Annotated in this window: 15 protein-coding genes; 9 read left to right on the forward strand and 6 right to left on the reverse strand. The window is 73.3% G+C overall.

Translation table 11 applies throughout. From position 1 onward, the window contains the following. The first annotated feature begins 328 nt into the window (after positions 1-328). The 6 genes from ABFY03_RS34155 (at position 329) to ABFY03_RS34180 (ending at position 7,747) form a co-directional block, all read left to right on the forward strand. Entirely contained in the window at positions 329-1,255 is a 927-nt protein-coding gene (locus ABFY03_RS34155) for a carbohydrate ABC transporter permease (protein ID WP_346171787.1), read from the forward strand. Positions 1,256-1,260: 5 nt separating this feature from the next. Continuing rightward, positions 1,261-2,238: a carbohydrate ABC transporter permease gene (locus ABFY03_RS34160; RefSeq protein ID WP_346171788.1), complete on the forward strand. Its 978-nt coding sequence runs from the start codon at positions 1,261-1,263 to the stop codon at positions 2,236-2,238. Positions 2,239-2,296: 58 nt separating this feature from the next. Continuing rightward, positions 2,297-3,631, forward strand: a complete 1,335-nt coding sequence (locus tag ABFY03_RS34165) for an ABC transporter substrate-binding protein (protein ID WP_346171789.1) — start codon at positions 2,297-2,299, stop codon at positions 3,629-3,631. A 218-nt stretch (positions 3,632-3,849) separates the two neighbouring features. Then, entirely contained in the window at positions 3,850-4,899 is a 1,050-nt protein-coding gene (locus tag ABFY03_RS34170) for a substrate-binding domain-containing protein (protein ID WP_346171790.1), read from the forward strand. Positions 4,900-5,099: 200 nt separating this feature from the next. Beyond that, positions 5,100-6,713, forward strand: coding sequence for a sugar ABC transporter ATP-binding protein (locus tag ABFY03_RS34175; RefSeq protein ID WP_346171791.1), 1,614 nt, complete (start codon positions 5,100-5,102; stop codon positions 6,711-6,713). After that, a complete protein-coding gene (locus ABFY03_RS34180) occupies positions 6,710-7,747 on the forward strand; it encodes an ABC transporter permease (RefSeq protein ID WP_346171792.1) in 1,038 nt (345 codons plus the stop codon). The genes ABFY03_RS34175 and ABFY03_RS34180 overlap by 4 nt, the downstream gene beginning before the upstream one ends. Before the next feature lie 25 nt (positions 7,748-7,772). Here ABFY03_RS34180 and ABFY03_RS34185 read toward each other — a convergent pair whose 3' ends face one another. Next, complete coding sequence (locus ABFY03_RS34185; RefSeq protein ID WP_319009911.1) at positions 7,773-8,096, reverse strand: hypothetical protein; 324 nt, start codon at positions 8,094-8,096, stop codon at positions 7,773-7,775. 102 nt (positions 8,097-8,198) lie between these two features. On the opposite strand from ABFY03_RS34185, the gene ABFY03_RS34190 reads away from it, so the two are divergent. Continuing rightward, positions 8,199-8,531 (forward strand): helix-turn-helix transcriptional regulator, encoded by a 333-nt coding sequence (locus tag ABFY03_RS34190; protein ID WP_319009912.1) that lies wholly within the window; start codon positions 8,199-8,201, stop codon positions 8,529-8,531. A 32-nt stretch (positions 8,532-8,563) separates the two neighbouring features. Here ABFY03_RS34190 and ABFY03_RS34195 read toward each other — a convergent pair whose 3' ends face one another. Then, positions 8,564-8,821: a lipopolysaccharide assembly protein LapA domain-containing protein gene (locus ABFY03_RS34195; RefSeq protein WP_319009913.1), complete on the reverse strand. Its 258-nt coding sequence runs from the start codon at positions 8,819-8,821 to the stop codon at positions 8,564-8,566. 162 nt (positions 8,822-8,983) lie between these two features. On the opposite strand from ABFY03_RS34195, the gene recQ reads away from it, so the two are divergent. Continuing rightward, positions 8,984-11,068, forward strand: coding sequence for a DNA helicase RecQ (gene recQ, locus ABFY03_RS34200; RefSeq protein WP_346171793.1), 2,085 nt, complete (start codon positions 8,984-8,986; stop codon positions 11,066-11,068). A gap of 51 nt (positions 11,069-11,119) precedes the next feature. On the opposite strand, the gene ABFY03_RS34205 is transcribed toward recQ, so the two are convergent. The 4 genes from ABFY03_RS34205 to ABFY03_RS34220 are packed head-to-tail and all read right to left on the reverse strand — an operon-like array spanning position 11,120 to position 16,593. Further along, the gene (locus ABFY03_RS34205) at positions 11,120-12,418 is read right to left on the reverse strand and encodes an MFS transporter (RefSeq protein WP_346171794.1); all 1,299 of its coding nucleotides are present in this window, start codon (positions 12,416-12,418) and stop codon (positions 11,120-11,122) included. Next, positions 12,405-14,153 carry a condensation domain-containing protein gene (locus tag ABFY03_RS34210; protein WP_346171795.1) on the reverse strand — a complete coding sequence of 583 codons (1,749 nt, stop codon included), beginning with the start codon at positions 14,151-14,153 and terminating at the stop codon, positions 12,405-12,407. Before ABFY03_RS34210 ends, ABFY03_RS34205 begins: the two co-directional genes overlap by 14 nt. Beyond that, positions 14,150-15,487 (reverse strand): DUF6271 family protein, encoded by a 1,338-nt coding sequence (locus ABFY03_RS34215; protein WP_346171796.1) that lies wholly within the window; start codon positions 15,485-15,487, stop codon positions 14,150-14,152. Before ABFY03_RS34215 ends, ABFY03_RS34210 begins: the two co-directional genes overlap by 4 nt. Then, a complete protein-coding gene (locus ABFY03_RS34220; RefSeq protein ID WP_386723506.1) occupies positions 15,469-16,593 on the reverse strand; it encodes a phytanoyl-CoA dioxygenase family protein in 1,125 nt (374 codons plus the stop codon). Before ABFY03_RS34220 ends, ABFY03_RS34215 begins: the two co-directional genes overlap by 19 nt. 460 nt (positions 16,594-17,053) lie before the next feature. On the opposite strand from ABFY03_RS34220, the gene ABFY03_RS34225 reads away from it, so the two are divergent. After that, entirely contained in the window at positions 17,054-17,920 is an 867-nt protein-coding gene (locus tag ABFY03_RS34225; RefSeq protein WP_346171797.1) for a class-II aminoacyl-tRNA synthetase family protein, read from the forward strand. The last annotated feature ends 6 nt before the right edge of the window (positions 17,921-17,926 follow it).

Consider the following 17,926-nt stretch of genomic DNA (forward strand, 5'->3'; position numbering starts at 1 on the left):
GGCCCGGTCGCGGCCGCCCGTTCCCACCTGCTGTTCCTCCGCCGCGGGGCCGTATCCGACCCGGTCGCGCGGCCCCGTCGGCGTGCCCCTGAGCCGACGCCGAGGCCCCGCTCCGCACCGCCTCCGGCCCCCGTGTCCCCGCCGATTCGCCGCCTCCTCGTGCTTGACGCCCGTCTGACGGTGGTGCAACCATCGGCCCACCGATGATTACGTAAACATCGGGTTCCGATCAGACTTCGTCCGGCCTCCCGGCCCGAGGTCCCCGCTTCCGCCTCACCGCTCCGCTCCTCCGCTTCCGACCGGTCGGTCACCGATGCAAGGAACCACCATGACGCTCCTGTCGACGTCAGCACGGGCAGCCGCCCCGCCACCCCGCCGCGCCCGATTCCGCCTCCGCAAGGAAGCCTGGGCGGGATGGGGCTTCGCCGGCCCGTTCGTCGCGGTCTTCGGCCTGGTGTTCCTGGCGCCGATCGGCTACGCCCTCTACCTGAGCCTCTTCCGGGACCGGCTCATCGGCGGCACGTCCTTCGTCGGCCTCGACAACTACACCGAGGCGCTCACGGACCCCCGCTTCTGGGACGGCCTGACCCGCGTCGGCCTGTTCCTGGTGATCCAGGTGCCGGTCATGCTGGGCATCGCCCTCCTGGTGGCCCTGGCCATCGACAGCGGCCGGCTCTACGGCGCGAGCTTCTTCCGGGTGTCGGTCTTCCTGCCGTACGCCGTCCCCGCGGTCGTCGCCGGCCTGATCTGGGGGTTCATGTACGGCACCCGGTTCGGCCTGGTCGGGAACGTCAACGAGGCCCTGGGCGTCACGCTCCCGGACCCGCTCTCGCCCTCCCTGGTGCTCGCCTCGATCGGCAACATCGTCACCTGGGAGTTCGTCGGCTACAACATGCTGATCTTCTACTCGGCGCTCAGGATCGTCCCGCGCTCGCTCTACGAGGCCGCGGCGATCGACGGCGCGGGGGAGTGGCGGATCGTGCGCTCGGTGAAGCTCCCCGCGATCCGGGGCGCCCTCGTCATCGCCACGATCTTCTCGATCATCGGCAGCTTCCAGCTCTTCAACGAACCCAGCATCCTGCAGAAGCTCGCGCCCAACGCCATCACCAGCGACTTCACCCCGAACCTCTACACCTACTCGCTGTCCTTCGCGGGCCGGCAGCACAACTACGCGGCGACCGTGGCGATCGTGATGGGCGTGATCACGGCGATCATCGCCTACGCGGTCCAGCTGCGCGGCATGCGGAAGGGCTGAGCCGAATGACCACCTCCCTCACCACCACCGCGGCCGGAGACCCCGCCGGGACCCCCCGGCCGGCCCCCGCGCGGACCTCCTCCCCGACCACCCGGGCCGACGCCCCGCGGCGCGGCCGGCGCGTCCCGGACACCCCGCTGAACCCGCGGCCGAGCCTCCCGCTGACCCTCGTCACCGGCCTCGTCCTCGTCTACACCCTGCTGCCGCTGGTCTGGCTGCTGATCAACGCGACCAAGGACCAGAACGGCCTCCTCGACTCCTTCGGGCTCTGGTTCGCCGACGACGTCGGCCTCTGGGACAACATCACCCGCACCCTCGCCTACGACGACGGCGTCTTCGTCCGCTGGCTCCTCAACACCCTGCTGTACGTCGCCGCCGGCGCGGGCGGCGCCACCGTCCTCGCCGTCCTCGGCGGCTACGCCCTCGCGAAGTACGAGTTCCCCGGCCGGAAGGCGGTGTTCGCGGTCGTCGTCGGCGCCGTGGCCGTCCCCGGCACCGCCCTCGCCGTGCCCACCTTCCTGATGTTCAGCGGCATGGGTCTGACCAACACCCCGTGGGCCGTCATCATCCCGTCGCTGATCTCGCCCTTCGGCCTCTACCTCATGTGGGTCTTCGCCGCCGAGGCGGTGCCCACCGAACTCCTGGAGGCCGCCCGCATCGACGGCTCCGGCGAACTCCGCACCTTCCTCACCGTCGCCCTGCCGCTGCTCATGCCGGGCACCGTCACCGTCCTGCTGTTCTCCATGGTCGCGACCTGGAACAACTACTTCCTGCCGCTGATCATGATCAAGGACCCCGACTGGTACCCGCTGACCCTCGGACTCAACGCCTGGAACGCGCAGGCCCAGACCGCCGGCGGCGAGGCCGTCTTCGACCTCATCATCACCGGCTCCCTCCTGACGATCGTCCCGATCGTGGCCGTCTTCCTGCTCCTCCAGCGGTACTGGCAGTCCGGTCTCGCCGCGGGCAGCGTCAAGGAATGACCGCGCGCACCCTCCCCGTCCTCCTTCCCACCCGTACCACCGACCAGGAGCACATCCCATGAGAAACCACACCACCCGCAGGGCCTTCGGCGCGCTCGCCATGGCCTCCGCCCTCGCCGTCACCGCCACGGCCTGCAGTTCCGGCGGTTCCGACGGCACCGCCGCCGGCCCGAAGGACATCGCGGCGGCGCTGGAGAAGGGCGGCAAGGTGACCGTGTGGGCCTGGGAGCCCACGCTGAAGAAGGTGGTCGAGGACTTCGAGAAGAAGTACCCCAAGGTCGACGTCGAGCTGGTCAACGCCGGCACCGGCGACAAGCAGTACACCGCGCTGCAGAACGCCCTCGCCGCCGGCTCGGGCGCCCCCGACGTCGCCCAGGTCGAGTACTACGCCCTCGGTCAGTTCACCATCGGCGACTCCGTCGAGGACCTCGCGCCGTACGGGGCCGCCAAGCTCGCCAAGAGCTTCACCCCCGGCCCCTGGAACGCCGTCCGCCGGGACGACGGCGTCTACGCCCTGCCGATGGACTCCGGCCCCATGGCGTTCTTCTACAACAAGAAGGTCTTCGACAAGCACGGCGTCAAGGTCCCCACCACCTGGGACGAGTACGTGGAGGCCGCCCGGGCCCTGCACAAGGCCGACCCCAAGGTCTTCATCACCAACGACACCGGGGACGCCGGCGCCACCACCAGCCTGATCTGGCAGGCCGGCGGACGCCCGTACCACGCCCGCGGCACCGACGTCCGCATCGACTTCGACGACGAGGGCACCAGGAAGTACACCGCCACCTGGCAGAAGCTCCTGGACGAGAAGCTCGTCGCGCCGATCGGCTCCTGGAGCGACGCCTGGTACAAGGGACTGGCCGACGGTTCCATCGCCACCCTCTCCATCGGCGCCTGGATGCCGGCCAACCTCACCTCGGGCGTCGCCTCGGCCGCCGGCGACTGGCGGGTCGCACCGCTCCCGCAGTGGACCAAGGGGGACAAGGCGAGCGCCGAGAACGGCGGCAGCTCGCTCGCCGTCCCGAAGGCCGCCAAGAACAAGGAACTGGCCTACGCCTTCACGGAGTTCGCGACCACCGGTGCCGGCGCCAGCAGCCGTGTCGCGGCGGGCGCCTTCCCGGCGACCAGCGCCGACCTCGAGTCGAAGGCGTTCCTCGACGCCGAGTTCCCCTACTTCGGCGGCCAGAAGGCCAACCGGATCTTCGCCGAGTCGGCCCGGAACGTCAGCACCGACTGGTCGTACCTGCCCTACCAGGTGTACGCGAACTCGGTCTTCAACGACACCGTCGGCAAGGCGTACGTCTCCCCGGTGAAGCTCTCCGAGGGCCTCGCCGCCTGGCAGGAGGCGAGCATCAAGTACGGCGCCGACCAGGGCTTCTCGGTCGGCGAGTAGCGGTCGGCGAGCGGACGGTACGCGGTTCCGGCCTCCCGCGAGGGCGGCCGCGGCCCCCGCGTCGCATCCTGCCCCCCGCCTCCCCTCGTCCCTCTCCTCTCTTCTCTCTTCTCTCGTTCCCCTTCGCCACACGGTCCGCGTGGTGTGCTTCGCCATGCCCATGGATGTTTGTTTCTGTTTGTGTGCGAGGGATTTTGATCATCTGAAGGAGTTCCCTGATGCTCGGCACCGCCCCACGCCGCGCGGCCCTCGCCGCCGGCCTCCTCGTCAGCCTCGGCCTGAGCACGGCCTGTTCGTCCGGCAGGACCGGCACCACCGGCACCACAGGCGACGGCGTCGCCAAGGTCGAGGGCACACTCTCGATCGCCTACCTCCAGAAGCAGGGCGACCAGGAGTACTTCATCGGCGAGGCGGCCGGAGCGCAGGCGAAGGCGAAGGAACTCGGCATCGACCTGAAGGTCGTGAACCTGGGCAACGACGCCAACAAGACCGTCAGCGAGGTGCAGTCGGCGATCGCTCAGAAGGCGAACGGCGTCATCATCGTCGTCCCGGACCCGGCCGTCGGCCCCCAGGTCGTCCGGACCGCGCAGGACGGCGGGGTCGCGCTGCTCACGTCCGACGACCAGATCTGCACCAGCGGCCCGGACCCGGCCGCCTGCGGCGCGGGCGATCTGGTGCCGCGGATCGGCTTCAGCGGCGCCCAGATGGGCGAGGAGGTCGGCAAGCGGGCCGCCGCCGAGTTCGCGAAGGCCGGCTGGTCCGCCGCCGACACCCGGGTCGTCTCCGCCTGGAAGCAGGACGTGACCGTCTGCGGAGAGCGGGTCGCCGCGGCGAAGGAGGCGTTCGACGCCGCCGTGCCGGGCGTACGGACCCTCGACGTACCCACCGACAACACCCCCACCGGCGCCCAGGACAGGATCGCCGCGACGGTCACCGCCAACGCCGGGGTGAAGAACTGGGTCGTCTGGGGCTGCAACGACGAGAACGTCATGGGCGGGGTGACCGCCCTCGCCAACGCGGGCATCGCGGCCGACCGCGTCATCGGGGTGGGCCTCGGCGCCTACCTGGCCTGCAAGGAGTGGCAGTCGGACAAGCCGAGCGGCATGAAGGCGGCGCTGTTCATCAACGGCCAGGACGTCGGCGCGCTCGCCGTCCAGACCATGTACGACAAGCTCAAGAACGGCAAGGACTTCCCCAGGGAGGCCTTCGCCCCGACCACCATGGTCGACCGGGCCACCTGGAAGAGCGCCGGCCTGACCTGCGCCTGAGCCCCATCGGGTCCTTACCACCGGCGCCCGGCGTTCCTGCCCGCCGGCCGCCGGCCGGTCCTCCCGATGCGACGCGCCGTCCTCGTACGACGGCCCCACGCTCCCCGGCGCCCCGGGACCGCGCCCCGCTGCCCGGCGCGCCGGGGTTCCACCAGCCGCCCCCTTCGAGCCCCTTCGAGCCCTTCGAGGTGAACCCCGACATGACACCCGTCCCCCTCCCGGGTCCGGCCCCGGCGCCGGAACCGGCCCACGCGCCGGGGCCCACCGGCGGGCCGCCCCCGGGGCCCCGCCCGTCCTCGGTCGGCGTCTCCGGCGTCACCAAACGGTTCGGCGAGGTGCGCGCCCTCGGCGGCGTCACCCTCGACTTCCCGGCCGGCCAGGTCACCGCCCTGATGGGCGAGAACGGTGCCGGCAAGTCCACCCTGCTCAAGATCCTCACCGGCGACCACCGGCCGACCGAGGGGGACGTCCTCGTCGACGGACGGCCCGTCGAACTCGGCTCCCCGGCCCGCGCGCGCGCCGCCGGCATCCGGATCATCCCGCAGGAACCCGAGATCATCCCGCACGTCTCCGTCGCCGAGAACGTCTACGCCGGTTCTCTGCCCCGCCTGCGCGGACGCGTCCTCGACCGGGCCGGACTCGACCGGCGCGTCAGGACGGACCTCGACCGGCTCGGCTTCGCCGGCGTCCTCGACCCGGAGCTGCCCGGCTCCCGGCTCACCCCCGCGCAGCGGCAGCTCGTGGAGATCATGCGGGCCCTGACCGGGGACACGCCGGCGCGCCTGATCGCCTTCGACGAGCCGACGTCCTCGCTGTCCGAGCACGAGGTCGAGGCGCTCTTCGCTCTCATCCGGCGGCTCCGCGACGACGGTGTCGCGGTCGTGTACGTCTCCCACCGCATGCAGGAGATCTTCCGGCTCGCCGACCGCATCGCGGTCCTGCGCGACGGGGGCCTCGTCGGCGTCCGGGACGCGCGCGCCACCGACGAGGGGGCGCTCGTCCGCCTGATGGTCGGCCGTGACCTGTCCGCCATGTTCGTACGGCAGCGGGTCGCGACGGACCGGCTCGTCCTGGACGTCGAGCGGCTCACCACCGACGCCGTCACCGACGTGTCGCTGCGGGTGCACGCCGGCGAGGTGGTCGGACTCGCGGGCCTCATCGGCGCCGGACGGTCCGAGCTCGCCCTCGCCCTCGCGGGCGACCTGCCCGTCCGCGGCGGAACCGTCACGCTCGACGGCGTACCGCTGCGCGCCGGGCGCCCGGGCGACGCAATCCGGGCCGGGCTCGGCCTGGCGCCCGAGGAGCGCAAGGCCCAGGCGCTGTTCCTCGGACGGTCCGTCAAGGACAACGTCTCGCTCGTCGTGCTGGACCGGTTCCGCCGCCTCCGCTTCGTCCGGCGGGCCGCCGAACGCCGACTCGCCCAGGAGTTCACCGACCGGCTGCGAGTGCGCACCCCGTCGGTCGACCACGAGGTCGGGAAGCTGTCGGGCGGCAACCAGCAGAAGGTCGTCCTCGCCCGCTGGCTGGCCCGCCGACCGAAGCTGCTGATCCTCGACGAGCCCACCCGGGGCATCGACGTCGGCGCGAAGGCGGAGATCTACCGGATCATCGCCGACCTCGCCGCCGACGGGGTCGCCGTCCTCGTCATCTCCTCCGAACTTCCCGAACTCCTCGGCCTCTCCGACCGGGTCGTCGTCATGCAGGGCGGCCGGATCACCGGCGCGCTCGACCGTGCCGACGCCACCGAGGAGGCCGTCCTCGCCCTCGCCATGGCCGACGACCTCGCCGGCGCCGTACCTGGAGCACACCCGTGACCCTCACCAGCACCCCCGGCCCGGCCGTGCGGGAGCCCCGGAGCGACGCCCGCAAGCCGCGTCGCTCCGGGCTCCTGGCCGGCATCGGCGGCCAGAACATCAGCCTCCTCGGCGCGCTCGCCGCGGTCCTCGTCCTCTTCGGCATCCTGAACGACAACTACCTGAGCCTGACCAACCTCCGGGTGATCGCGGAGGCCGCGACCATCACCGGCCTGCTCGCCGTCGTACAGACCGTGGTCATCATCTGCGGCGGCCTGGACATCTCCGTCGGCTCCCAGGTGGGCATCGCCTCCGTCGTCAGCGCCATGGTGTTCACCGCGACGGGCGCGAACGCCCTCCTCGGCATGACCGCCGCCGTCGGCGCCGGCCTCCTCGTCGGCGCGCTCAACGGCCTGGTCATCGTCCACGGCAGGGTCAACCCCACCATCGCCACGCTCGCCGGGCTCGCCGCCTACAAGGGCATCGCCCAGCTGCTCTCCGACGGGCGCGCCCAGGGGTACGTCCTCAACGACGACGTCTTCGTCTTTCTCGGGCGCGGAGCCGTGGCCGGTCTTCCGGTCATGGTGTGGATCCTGATCCTCGTCGCCGGCGCGGTGCACCTGCTCCTCAAGTACACCGACGTCGGGCGCAACCTGTACGCCATCGGCGGCAACGACACGGCCGCGCGGCTGGCAGGCATCGGCATCAACAAGTACCTGATCGCGGTCTACACCCTGATCGGCGTCGTGGCGGCGGTCGCCGGCATCCTGCTCACCGCCCGTACCGGTTCGGGCCAGCCGGTCTCCGGCAGCGAGGGCCTCGAACTGAAGGCCATCACCGCGGCGGCGCTCGGCGGTGCCGCGCTCAAGGGAGGGAAGGGAGGCGTCGGCGGCACCCTGCTGGCGGTGGCCCTGCTCGGCTGCCTGGAGAACGGTCTGACCGTCCAGGGGATCAACACCTTCTGGCAGAACGTCGCCCAGGGCGCGCTGCTGGTCGCCGCGGTCGTCGTCCAGCAGCGTCGCGGCGGCGAGCGGGGGGTGGGGCTGCCCCACTGACGGGGCGGCGCCGCGGCGGCCTCGCTCAGCCGACCGGGGCGGTGACCCGGATGCCCTCGGGCTGGCTGAGCGGGGTCAGGCCGGCGGCGAGGAACACGCTGGTCAGAGCCTGCTCCAGGGCGGTGCGGATGCCGGGGATCTCGGCGGCGGCGTAGACGTCGGGGTCGTCAGCGTGCGCCGCGATGGTGGGGCGGATGAGGCGGTCCGGGTGCCAGGCGACGATGACCGCCACGCCGTCGCTCTGCGTGGTGATGCCGCTGTCCGGACCGAAACCGGCATCAGCGAGCACGATCTGGACCCGGTGGACGAGTTCGTGGCTCATGGGATGCTCCGGGGTTCGGGTCGTCACGACGACTCCTCACTGCCGAGTGTCCGCTTTGTACGGAAATGCGTCAACATTTACATGAAATGTATTGCGTATAATCCTGGGCGAAGCGGGCAGGGGACCCGTATGGCAGCGAACGAGAACGGCCAGGTGGGATGGACCTTCCTGACCAACCACGCGCGCGTACTGCTCGCCGTCGCCCGCGATCCCGAGATGCGGCTCCGGGAGGTGGCCGCCCACTGCGGCGTGACCGAGCGGACCGTCCAGGGGATCGTCGCCGATCTGGAGGACGGGGGATACCTGGTCAGGGGCCGGGCGGCCGACGGACGCCGCAACCACTACCTCGTCAACCCGGAAGCCCCCTTCCGGCACCCCGCCGAGGCCGGCCACGAGATCGCCGGACTGCTGGAGCTCCTCGCCCGCGAGCCCGCGGCGAGCCGTGAGTCCGCCGTCTCCTAGGTCCCGTCCGGAGCCCCGCCCCGGCGGCGCCGTCAGCGCTGGGCGCGGCGGCGGGCGACGAACAGGCCGAGGAGCACGCCGACGAGCAGCGTGACCGTGAGGACGATCCAGAGCGGGAGCGTGACCGTCGGGATCCAGAGCCGGATGGTGACGGAGCCGGTGTTGGCGGCGATGAACCAGACGGCGAGCGCGGCGACCACGAGGAACCCGATGGTCCTCAGCCGCATGTCCCGCCCCTTGACCGTCACCGTCGCCGGATCGTGCGGCTTCTTCGCGGTGTTCCGGGCCATGGGCCGGTTCCTCTCTCGGGAGGAGGCGTTCCCTCCCCAGTATCGAGGCCGGGGACCCCGCTGTCCCGCCGGAGGGAGTTCCGCCGGACCCGTCGACGAGCGGTTGTACACAGGCTTCGGCGGGCGGCCCGGCGGGGGTGTCCGGGCGGCTAGGCTTTTCGGGTGGCCCTCATCGACGCATCCTCCGACGCCTCCTCCGCCCCGAGCCCCGACGGATCCTCCGACGCCCTGGAGGTCCTCCACCGGGTCTTCGGCTACAGCTCCTTCCGGGGCGAGCAGCAGGAGATCATCGAGCACGTCGTGGCCGGGGGAGACGCCCTCGTGCTCATGCCGACCGGCGGCGGCAAGTCGCTGTGCTACCAGATCCCGGCCCTGGTGCGGCCCGGCACGGGCGTGGTGATCTCCCCGCTGATCGCCCTCATGCAGGACCAGGTGGACGCGCTGAACGCGCTCGGAGTCCGGGCCGGCTTCCTGAACTCGACCCAGGACCCGTACGAGCGGCAGACCGTCGAGCAGGCGTTCCTCGCCGGAGAGCTCGACCTGCTCTACCTGGCCCCCGAGCGGCTGCGCACCGAGGGCGCCCAGCGGCTCCTCGACCGGGGCACGGTCTCCGTCTTCGCGATCGACGAGGCGCACTGCGTCTCCCAGTGGGGCCACGACTTCCGGCCCGACTACCTCGCCCTCTCGATGCTCCACGAGCGCTGGCCCAAGGTGCCGCGGATCGCGCTGACGGCGACGGCCACGGAGGCCACCCACGGGGAGATCGCCACGCGCCTCGGCCTGGACGAGGCCCGGCACTTCGTCGCCAGCTTCGACCGGCCCAACATCCAGTACCGGATCGTCCCCAAGAACAGCCCCACCCGGCAGCTCCTCGACCTCATCCGCACCGAGCACCCCGGTGACGCCGGAGTCGTCTACTGCCTGTCGCGCTCCTCCGTGGAGAAGACCGCCGCCTTCCTCGCGGAGCACGGCGTCGACGCCATCCCGTACCACGCGGGCATGGACGCCGCCGCGCGCGCCGCCAACCAGGCACGGTTCCTGCGCGAGGACGGCGTCGTGGTCGTCGCCACCATCGCCTTCGGCATGGGCATCGACAAGCCCGACGTCCGCTTCGTCGCCCACCTCGACCTGCCCAAGTCCGTCGAGGGCTACTACCAGGAGACCGGCCGCGCGGGCCGCGACGGCGAGCCCGCCACCGCCTGGCTCGCGTACGGCCTCCAGGACGTCGTCCAGCAGCGCAAGATGATCGACGGCTCCGAGGGGGACGAGCGGCACCGCCGCGGCCTCGCCGCCCACCTGGAGGCGATGCTCGCCCTCTGCGAGACCGTCGAGTGCCGGCGCGTCCGCCTGCTCGCCTACTTCGGGCAGGAGTCCGGGCCCTGCGGGAACTGCGACACGTGCCTGACCCCCGCGGAGTCCTGGGACGGCACGGTCGCCGCGCAGAAGCTGCTCTCCACCGTCTGGCGGCTGGCCCGCGAGCGGCGCCAGAAGTTCGGCGCCGGCCAGATCATCGACATCCTTCAGGGCAAGAAGACCGCCAAGGTCATCCAGTTCGACCACGACAGCCTCTCCGTCTTCGGCATCGGCGCGGACCTCGGCACGGCCGAGTGGCGGGGCGTCGTCCGCCAGCTCCTCGCCCTGGGGCTGCTCGCCGTGGAGGGCGACTACGGCACCCTCGTCCTCACCGAGGCCAGCGGCGAGGTCCTCGGCGGCCGGCGCCAGGTCCCCATGCGCAAGGAGACCAGGGCCGCGGCGCCCCGCAAGGAGAGCGGCGGCGGCCGGTCCGGCAAGGCCCGCGTCCCGGTCGACCTGCCCGCCGAGGCCGTGCCCGTCTTCGAGGCCCTGCGCGCCTGGCGCGCGGCGACCGCCCGCGAGCAGGGCGTCCCCGCGTACGTCGTCTTCCACGACGCGACGCTGCGGGAGATCGCGACGACGCTTCCCACGACCGTCGCCGAGCTCGGCACGGTCGGCGGCGTCGGCGAGGCCAAGCTCGCCAAGTACGGGGAGAGCCTGCTGGAGGCCCTGGCCGAGTTCGCCGGCACCGCGGGCGCGGCCCCGGCCGAGTCCCCGGCCCGCGCGGTCACCGAGGCGGCCGACCACCGGGCGGCCCGCCAGGTCGCCGCTCCACCGGCGGCCCCGGCGGCCCGTAAGGCGGCGCCCCGCCCCGCCGCGGCCCCGGCACCCGAGGACGAGCCGCTCTTCTTCGGCGAGGACGAGACGGAGCCGTCCTGGGACGACTGGGAGTGACGCACCGGGGCCCGGCCGGACCGCAGTCCGGCCGGGCGCCCGCCCAGACGCTCACGGTGCCGTCGTCTCCGCCGGCGCGGACCGCTCGTCCCGGAGAAGCGGTGCGTCCGCGGGCCGGTCGCGGCGCCGCAGGCGGCGGATGGCGGGGACGCAGAGCATCGCGCCCAGCAGCAGGAACGAGACGGCCGAGGAGAAGAGCAGCACCCGGTCCGCGCCGAAGTCGTCCGCCACCGGTCCGGCCAGGGCGCGGCCCAGCGGGATCACCATGATCGAGCCGGCGATGTCGTACGCCGACACCCGGCTCAGCACGGCCAGCGGGACGTGGGACTGCACGCTCGTCGCCCACATCACGCCCCAGAAGGCGAAGCCGCAGCCGGCGATCATGCCCGTGACGGCCGTGACGGCGAAGTTCCAGCCGAGGGCCGGCGCCAGCGGGTTGAGGGCGAAGAAGAACATCGCGCCCACGCCCGCGACCAGCGGCCGCCGCGGCCGGACCCGCATGCCGAGCAGACCGCCGACGATCGTGCCCAGACCGTCGGCCGAGGCGATCCAGCCGTACCCGGTGGCGCCGTGCTGCTCGGTGAGGAGCGCCGCGCCCAGCGGCAGCGACGGACCGAAGACGAAGAGGCCGTACACCGCCCACAGCGAGATGACGCCCCACAGCCAGGTCCGGGACCGGAACTCGTGCCAGCCGGTGGCGAGCCGCCGCCACATCGGATCGTCGCTCTCGTCCCGTTCGGCGGCGAGCCCCCGCAGGGGCAGCAGACCGCCGGCGCTGACCGCGTACGCGACCGCGATCACCAGGAACGACACGGCCCGGTCCCCGTACGCCACCAGGAACCCGGCCAGACCGGGCCCGATGAGGGCGGCCATCGACTCGGAGATCCGCAGCAGCGCGTTGGCCCGCTGGATGTCGTCGGCGACGCGCGGCACGATGCTCGCGAGGCCCGGCTGGAACATGGCGGTCGCCGCGCCGCTCACCGCCATCAGCGCCATGATCTGCCAGAGCCGTACCCCGCCGGCCGCGAACAGCCCGGCCATGACGAGCATCGCCACCACCCGGACCGCGTCCGCGCCGACCATCATCAGCTGCGGGGTGAACCGGTCGGCGAGCACCCCGCCGAAGAGGATGAGCAGCACGATCGGCGCCATCCAGGCGGCGAGCGCGTAGCCCACGCCGGTCGCCCCGAACCCGGAGCCGAGGACCGACGTGGTCACGGAGACCATGAGCATGCCGTCGGCGAGCAGCGAGGCGCTGCGCGCGGTGAAGAACAGCCGGAAGAGACGCGACCGCCACGGGCTGGGCAGCGGCCCGGCCCCGTGCGCCGCGGCGGTGTCATCGGTGGTCATGTGGCATCTCCCGGCCCGTCCGGCCGGTTCCTTCCCTGAGAATCCGCTGCGCCGCGGCGGACTGCCGCGGCGGGCCCTCGACGAACACGTACCGGTGCGGCGCGAGCACCCCGGGCCGCCCCGGCAGCACCCCCATCAGCGCCGCGTGGGCCTGATCAGGAGTCAGCTCCGGGGCGCCTTCGCCTTCACCGATGTACGCGACCAGCCGCGGGCCCTCCACCACGACCTCGACCCGCCGCCCGCCCAGCGCCTCGGCCAGCGCCTCGGCCACGGCGGCGGGGCGGACCCAACAGCCGTCCACCCGCACCCACTCCGGACCGCGCACCACCGGACGCACCCCCGTCGCCTCGGTCAGCGGCCCCGGCGCGCCGAGCGGCACGTCGGCCTCGGCGACGGCCTCCAGGAGCCGGACCAGACCCGTGACCAGCTCCTCGGCCGCCGCCCGGGGGAACAGCGCGGGGTCGGCCCAGGTGGCCAGGCGGAGGACCGGCTCCGTCTCGTACACGAAGGTCAGCAGCCGGGTCGGCAGCGACTGCGCCCCGCCCCAGACGAGCTCCAGCTCCGGGACGTCCTCGTCCGGGGCGGCGGCTCCGGCGAGCGTGCTCGGCAGGGCGCTGATGTCGTTGTACACGGCGTCCCGCGCGAACTGGCTGCCGCGCTCGGTCGTGACCCGCCCGATCAGCTCCCACAGGTCGAGCGCGTCGAACCGGCTGTGCCGGTACGCGTTCATCGCCGCGCCCCACGCCTTGGCGAGGACCGCGTCGAACGACGGGGCGCGGACGTCGAGGTCCAGGAGGGCGTCCTGGGAGAGGGTGCCGACCGAGCGGGCCAGCTTCGGCAGGAAGCGGTTCGAGGTGGGGACGGCGGCGACGCAGACGGACTGGCCGGCCCGGTGGGCGGTGAGCACGCACCAGGCGGTGAGCAGCACCGTGCCGGGCAGCGCGCCGGTGCGCCGGGCGGCGGCGGCCAGCGCGCGCGCCCCGCGCGCGGAGCGGAGGGTGAGCCCCGGGGTGTCGGTCTCGGTGCCGGCGGCGCCGTCCTCGGCGAACATCGCCTGCGGCCCGGTGCGCAGGATGCGCTCCCAGTGGGCCAGGGAGGCGGCGGACTTGCGGCGCCCGGCCGGGCTGTGCTCCTCGGCGGCGAGGTCGAGCGGGGTCAGCGCGGTGACCGGCGGCAGCGGTTCGCCCGCGAGGAGGGCGAGCCATTCGTCCCGCAGCACGCCGAGGGCGCTGCCGTCGGTGACGGCGTGGCTGGCGGCGACGGCGATCCGGACGGGCCGGCCGCCGAGAGCCAGGATCCGCAGCCGCAGCGGGAAGTCGAGGTCGAGGCGGAAGCGGGTGGCCCGGGCGGCGCGGGCCACCGCCTCGGCGTACGCGTCGGTGTCCTCGGGGAGCGCGTCGTGGTCGAGGACGGTGACGGTGAACGAGCCTTCGGCGGCCACGACCTGTTCGGCGGGGGCGGTTCCGCCGCCCGCCTCGTACGGGAACGTGGTGCGCAGGGCCTCGTGGCGGGTGGTGAGCGTCGCGAGGGCGTCGAGGGCCCGGTCCATCCCGGTGTCGTCGGGAACCGGCCACACGTCGTGGATGTTGATGCTGTCGGGCTCGTCCCGCAGGATGCAGCGGATCATGTTGGCCTGGCCCATGGTGACGGGACCCCGGCGCGCACCGCCGCCCGTGTAGCGGACGGTGAGCGTGCGGGAGCCGGTGACACCGCCCGGCGCGGGGGCGGTCGTCATGGCGCCACCAGGGAGGGGCGGGAGCCGGGCGGACGGTTCACGGCGGTGCCTTTCGCGTGCGCGGTCAGGGCGCCCCAGGCGTCGACGAGCAGGGCGAAGTCGGCCATGTCGGCGCGGGCTTCGGCGATCAGCCGCGCGCGCCGCCCGGCGAACAGGTCGGCGGCGGCGGTGTACCGGCCGCCGAGGGAGCGGTAGCCGCGCTCCAGGACGTCGAGCCGGGTCTCGCTGTCCGCCGGGTCGATCCGGGTGCTGTCGCGTACCAGGGCGGCGACGGCGGCGGGCCGGACCCGCCCGGCGGCGTCGAGGAGCGTGTCGCCGGCCGCGGCGAGTCCGGCGTACACCGTGTCGAGGTGGGCGGTGGCCAGCAGGTACTTGGCGAAGCGGAGCTGGTAGGCGAGGAAGCCCTCGTCCGAACGCCGCTCGTCGGTGTGGTAGTTGACGATGTGCCGGTTGTGCAGGACGCCGGGGAGCCGGGCGTGGCGCACCAGGTGCAGCAGGAAGTAGTCGGTGCCGATGGTGTCGGTGGCGGGCGGCAGCGGCACCCGGCCGTAGACCTCCCGTCCGAGGGCGACGTTGCACATGTCGACGCGGGTGGGACTGACCAGCGTCAGCGTGGTGAGGTCGGTGGTGAACGGGGTGGTGCCGGCGCCCCGGAACGCCTCGTCGATCAGGTTCCGGCGCCAGATCTCCGGATAGCCGTCGGGCACGGACAGGCCGACGACCTCGCGGTACACCTCCGGGTCGAGGGCGCGGATCTCGGCGACGTCCACGGAGAGCTCGCCGATGAAGGACGCACCGGCGAGCACGACGGTCCGGTCCGCGCAGCCGGGGTCGAGCCGGCTGCGCACGACCGTGCCGGCCAGGTCCGCGGCCCGTCGTCCGAGGGCGGTGAGCTCGTGGTGGATCGGGAAGACCGGTTCGCCGTCCAGGAGTTGGTAGCGGCTGTCGGAGTCGCGGCGGTGCACCGAGGCGCAGCCCAGCGCCTCGGCCAGCAGGAAGGCCCGGTCGGTGCAGGCGCCGTACGACACCGCGGAGGGGAGCAGCAGGTCGAGCAGCCGGTCCGCGCCGGCGAGCCCGGCCGCCGTCAGCACCTCGCGGAGGAAGGCGCGCTGCCGGTCCTCGTCGAGGTGGTGGACGACGACCCCGGGCGCCGGCGGCAGGGCGGCCACCGCGGCCCGGTGGGCGGCGAGGTCGGCGGGCGCCGAGGAGTCCAGAATCAGCAGGTGCACCTCGACGCCGAACTCCCTTGCCCCGTAGGCGGCTTCCTCGGCGACCACCGCGATCGTCCCGGTGCAGGCGCGATGGGTGGGCAGGGTCAGGCAGACGCGGCGCACGCGGGCTCCCCGGGGGACGCGGTCGCGGGCCCGGTCGCGTCGGCCGGGTCCTCGTGCCAGGAGGTGAGGCCCAGCAGCCGGGAGCCGAGCGGGGTGAGGTCGGCCGTCGGGTAGCGCCGGGACTCGTGCAGCACGGGGTCGCCGACCAGGGTCCGGTTCCAGCGCGGGGTGCGCAGGTGGCGCCAGGACTCGACGCGGGAGCGGCGCAGCTTCGCGTGCTCCTCCAGCGCGGGCATCATCGACAGGTACTGCACCGCGCGGACCCCGTCGGCGGAGGCGTTCCGGGCCACTCCGTGGGCGAGCAGACCGTTCCAGATGAGCAGGTCGCCGGGGTGCAGGTCGGGGCGGACGACCGGGTACTCGGCGCGGTCCAGGTCCGGGCGGATCGGGTCGCGGTCGGCGGGCTGGCCGAGCTTCCACTCCTCGAAGCGGCGGAAGAGCTCCGGGTCGCACTGGAAGCCGCCGGTCTCGGGGCTGGTGTCGTTGAGGGCGATGATGCCCTGGACGCGCTGCGGCGGCACGCCGAGCGTGGTGTCGATGTCCCAGTGCAGCTCGATGTCGAAGCCCCGGTCGGTGGGTTCGATGAGGGCCCGGTCGCGGTTGCGGATGTTGGGCGGGTTGAGGTTGAGCCGGTCGAGGGTGACCCACAGCTCCTCGCAGTCCCAGACGTCCACGAAGGCGTCGTAGACCCGCTGGGCCTGGCGGCTGTCCCAGAGCAGCTGGTGGTGGTACGCCTCGACGAAGCCGTAGATGTGCAGCTGCTGGTCCAGTTCGGAGCGGAACGGACGGTCCTCGTACCAGCTGTCGGGCCGGTCCGGGTCCAGGCCCTGGAAGTCCCAGGCGAAGTCGAGCAGCCGGCGGGCCGCCGCGGCGGGGATCGCCTCCCGCACGATGACGTAGCCGTACGTCTGCCAGTGCGCGAAGTCCTCCTCGGAGAGCACCCGCAGCGGCCGGGTCTTCCGCAGCTCGCGCAGGGTCGTCGCGGCGAGGTAGGACTCGCCGTCGGCGCTGAAGTACGGGCGCTCGGTCGCCGCCCGGTGCAGGTAAGGGGAGCGCGGGCGGCGCGGGGCGGGGGCGGGGGGCGTGGTCAAGGTCCCTCCAGGCATGGGGTCGGACGGCGTGCGGGCGTGCGGGCGTGCGGGCGTGGGGGAGCGGGGCACGGCGGGACGGGGGCGCGGTGGCGACGGTGGGGGGACCGCGGGGACGAAGGACAGAATTGGTGTAGACCAACGCCGGTGTCAAGTGACGCGCCGATATGCCCCGTGTGTCGGCCGACGCGCGAAATCGCGCCGGGCGGCGGAGAGTTGAGGTCGTGATCTTTGGTCTAGACAACCCTCGGGTGGCTGGCCTACTGTCCCACTGCGCGGAGCCGAGACCGACCCGACCCCTCGGTCAGGCCCGACCACCGCGCCCCGGTCGACGGCGACCGCGAGCCAGGCCGCACCCCACCCGCACCCGCGTCGGGGCCACGGCCCGCGCCCGCACGACCCACGCCCCGGGCCCCGACCGGCCCGCGCGCCGGACGCCGGCCCGAGACCGACCGCCACGCCGAGAGGGAACGGTTCCATGAGCACAACCAGCGCCACGACCCCGCCCGTCCCCGGCCTCCGGAGCCCAGGCCCGGGGCTGATCACGCTGGACCCGGCGCACACCGCGCTGCTGCGCGGCCTCGACACCCTGCTCACCGGCCTCGCCGCACGGCTCTCCGCCCCCGAGGTGACCGGCCCGCCGCTGCTCGCCGCGGCCGACCTCGCCCGCCTCGACTACTTCCGCAACTTCCCCCATCTCGGCGTCTCCGCCGGACGGTTCGCCCCCGACGCCTACGACGCCCTCGCCGCCGGCCGGCCCCCCGGCGACCGCCCCCTCGAACCGACCGGCTACGTCCTGCCCTCCGCCACCTGCTACGGACTGCTGCTCTCCCTGGAGGGCACCGACGTCGGCGCCGACGGCCTGCGGATCTCCGCCGCCGGACGCTGCTTCCGCAACGAGACCCACTACGACGGCCTGCGCCGCCTCTGGGGCTTCCACATGCGCGAGGTCGTCTACCTCGGCACCAAGGACGGCGCCCTCGAACACCTGGAACGCGGCGGCGCGTTCATCCAGGAGACCGCCGAACGCCTCGGCCTCGTCCTCACCCGCGCCACCGCGGACGACCCCTTCTACGACAAGGGCGGCTCCCGCGCCCGGCTGATGGCCCTCGACCCCGTCAAGCACGAGTACAGCGCGCCCGACGGCACCGCCATCGCCTCCGTCAACCGCCACCGCAACTTCTTCGGCGAACGCCTCGGCATCCGCGCCGGCGACCACGGCCCCGCCTACAGCGCCTGTGTCGCCTTCGGCGTCGAGCGCTGGGTGCACGCCCTGCTCCTCGCCCACGGCGGCCCCGAGCAGGCCCTCGACCGGCTCCGCGCCGTCACCGCCACCCCCGCATGACCTGCC

The sequence above is a fragment of the Streptomyces roseofulvus genome (assembly GCF_039534915.1).
Taxonomy (GTDB): domain Bacteria; phylum Actinomycetota; class Actinomycetes; order Streptomycetales; family Streptomycetaceae; genus Streptomyces; species Streptomyces roseofulvus.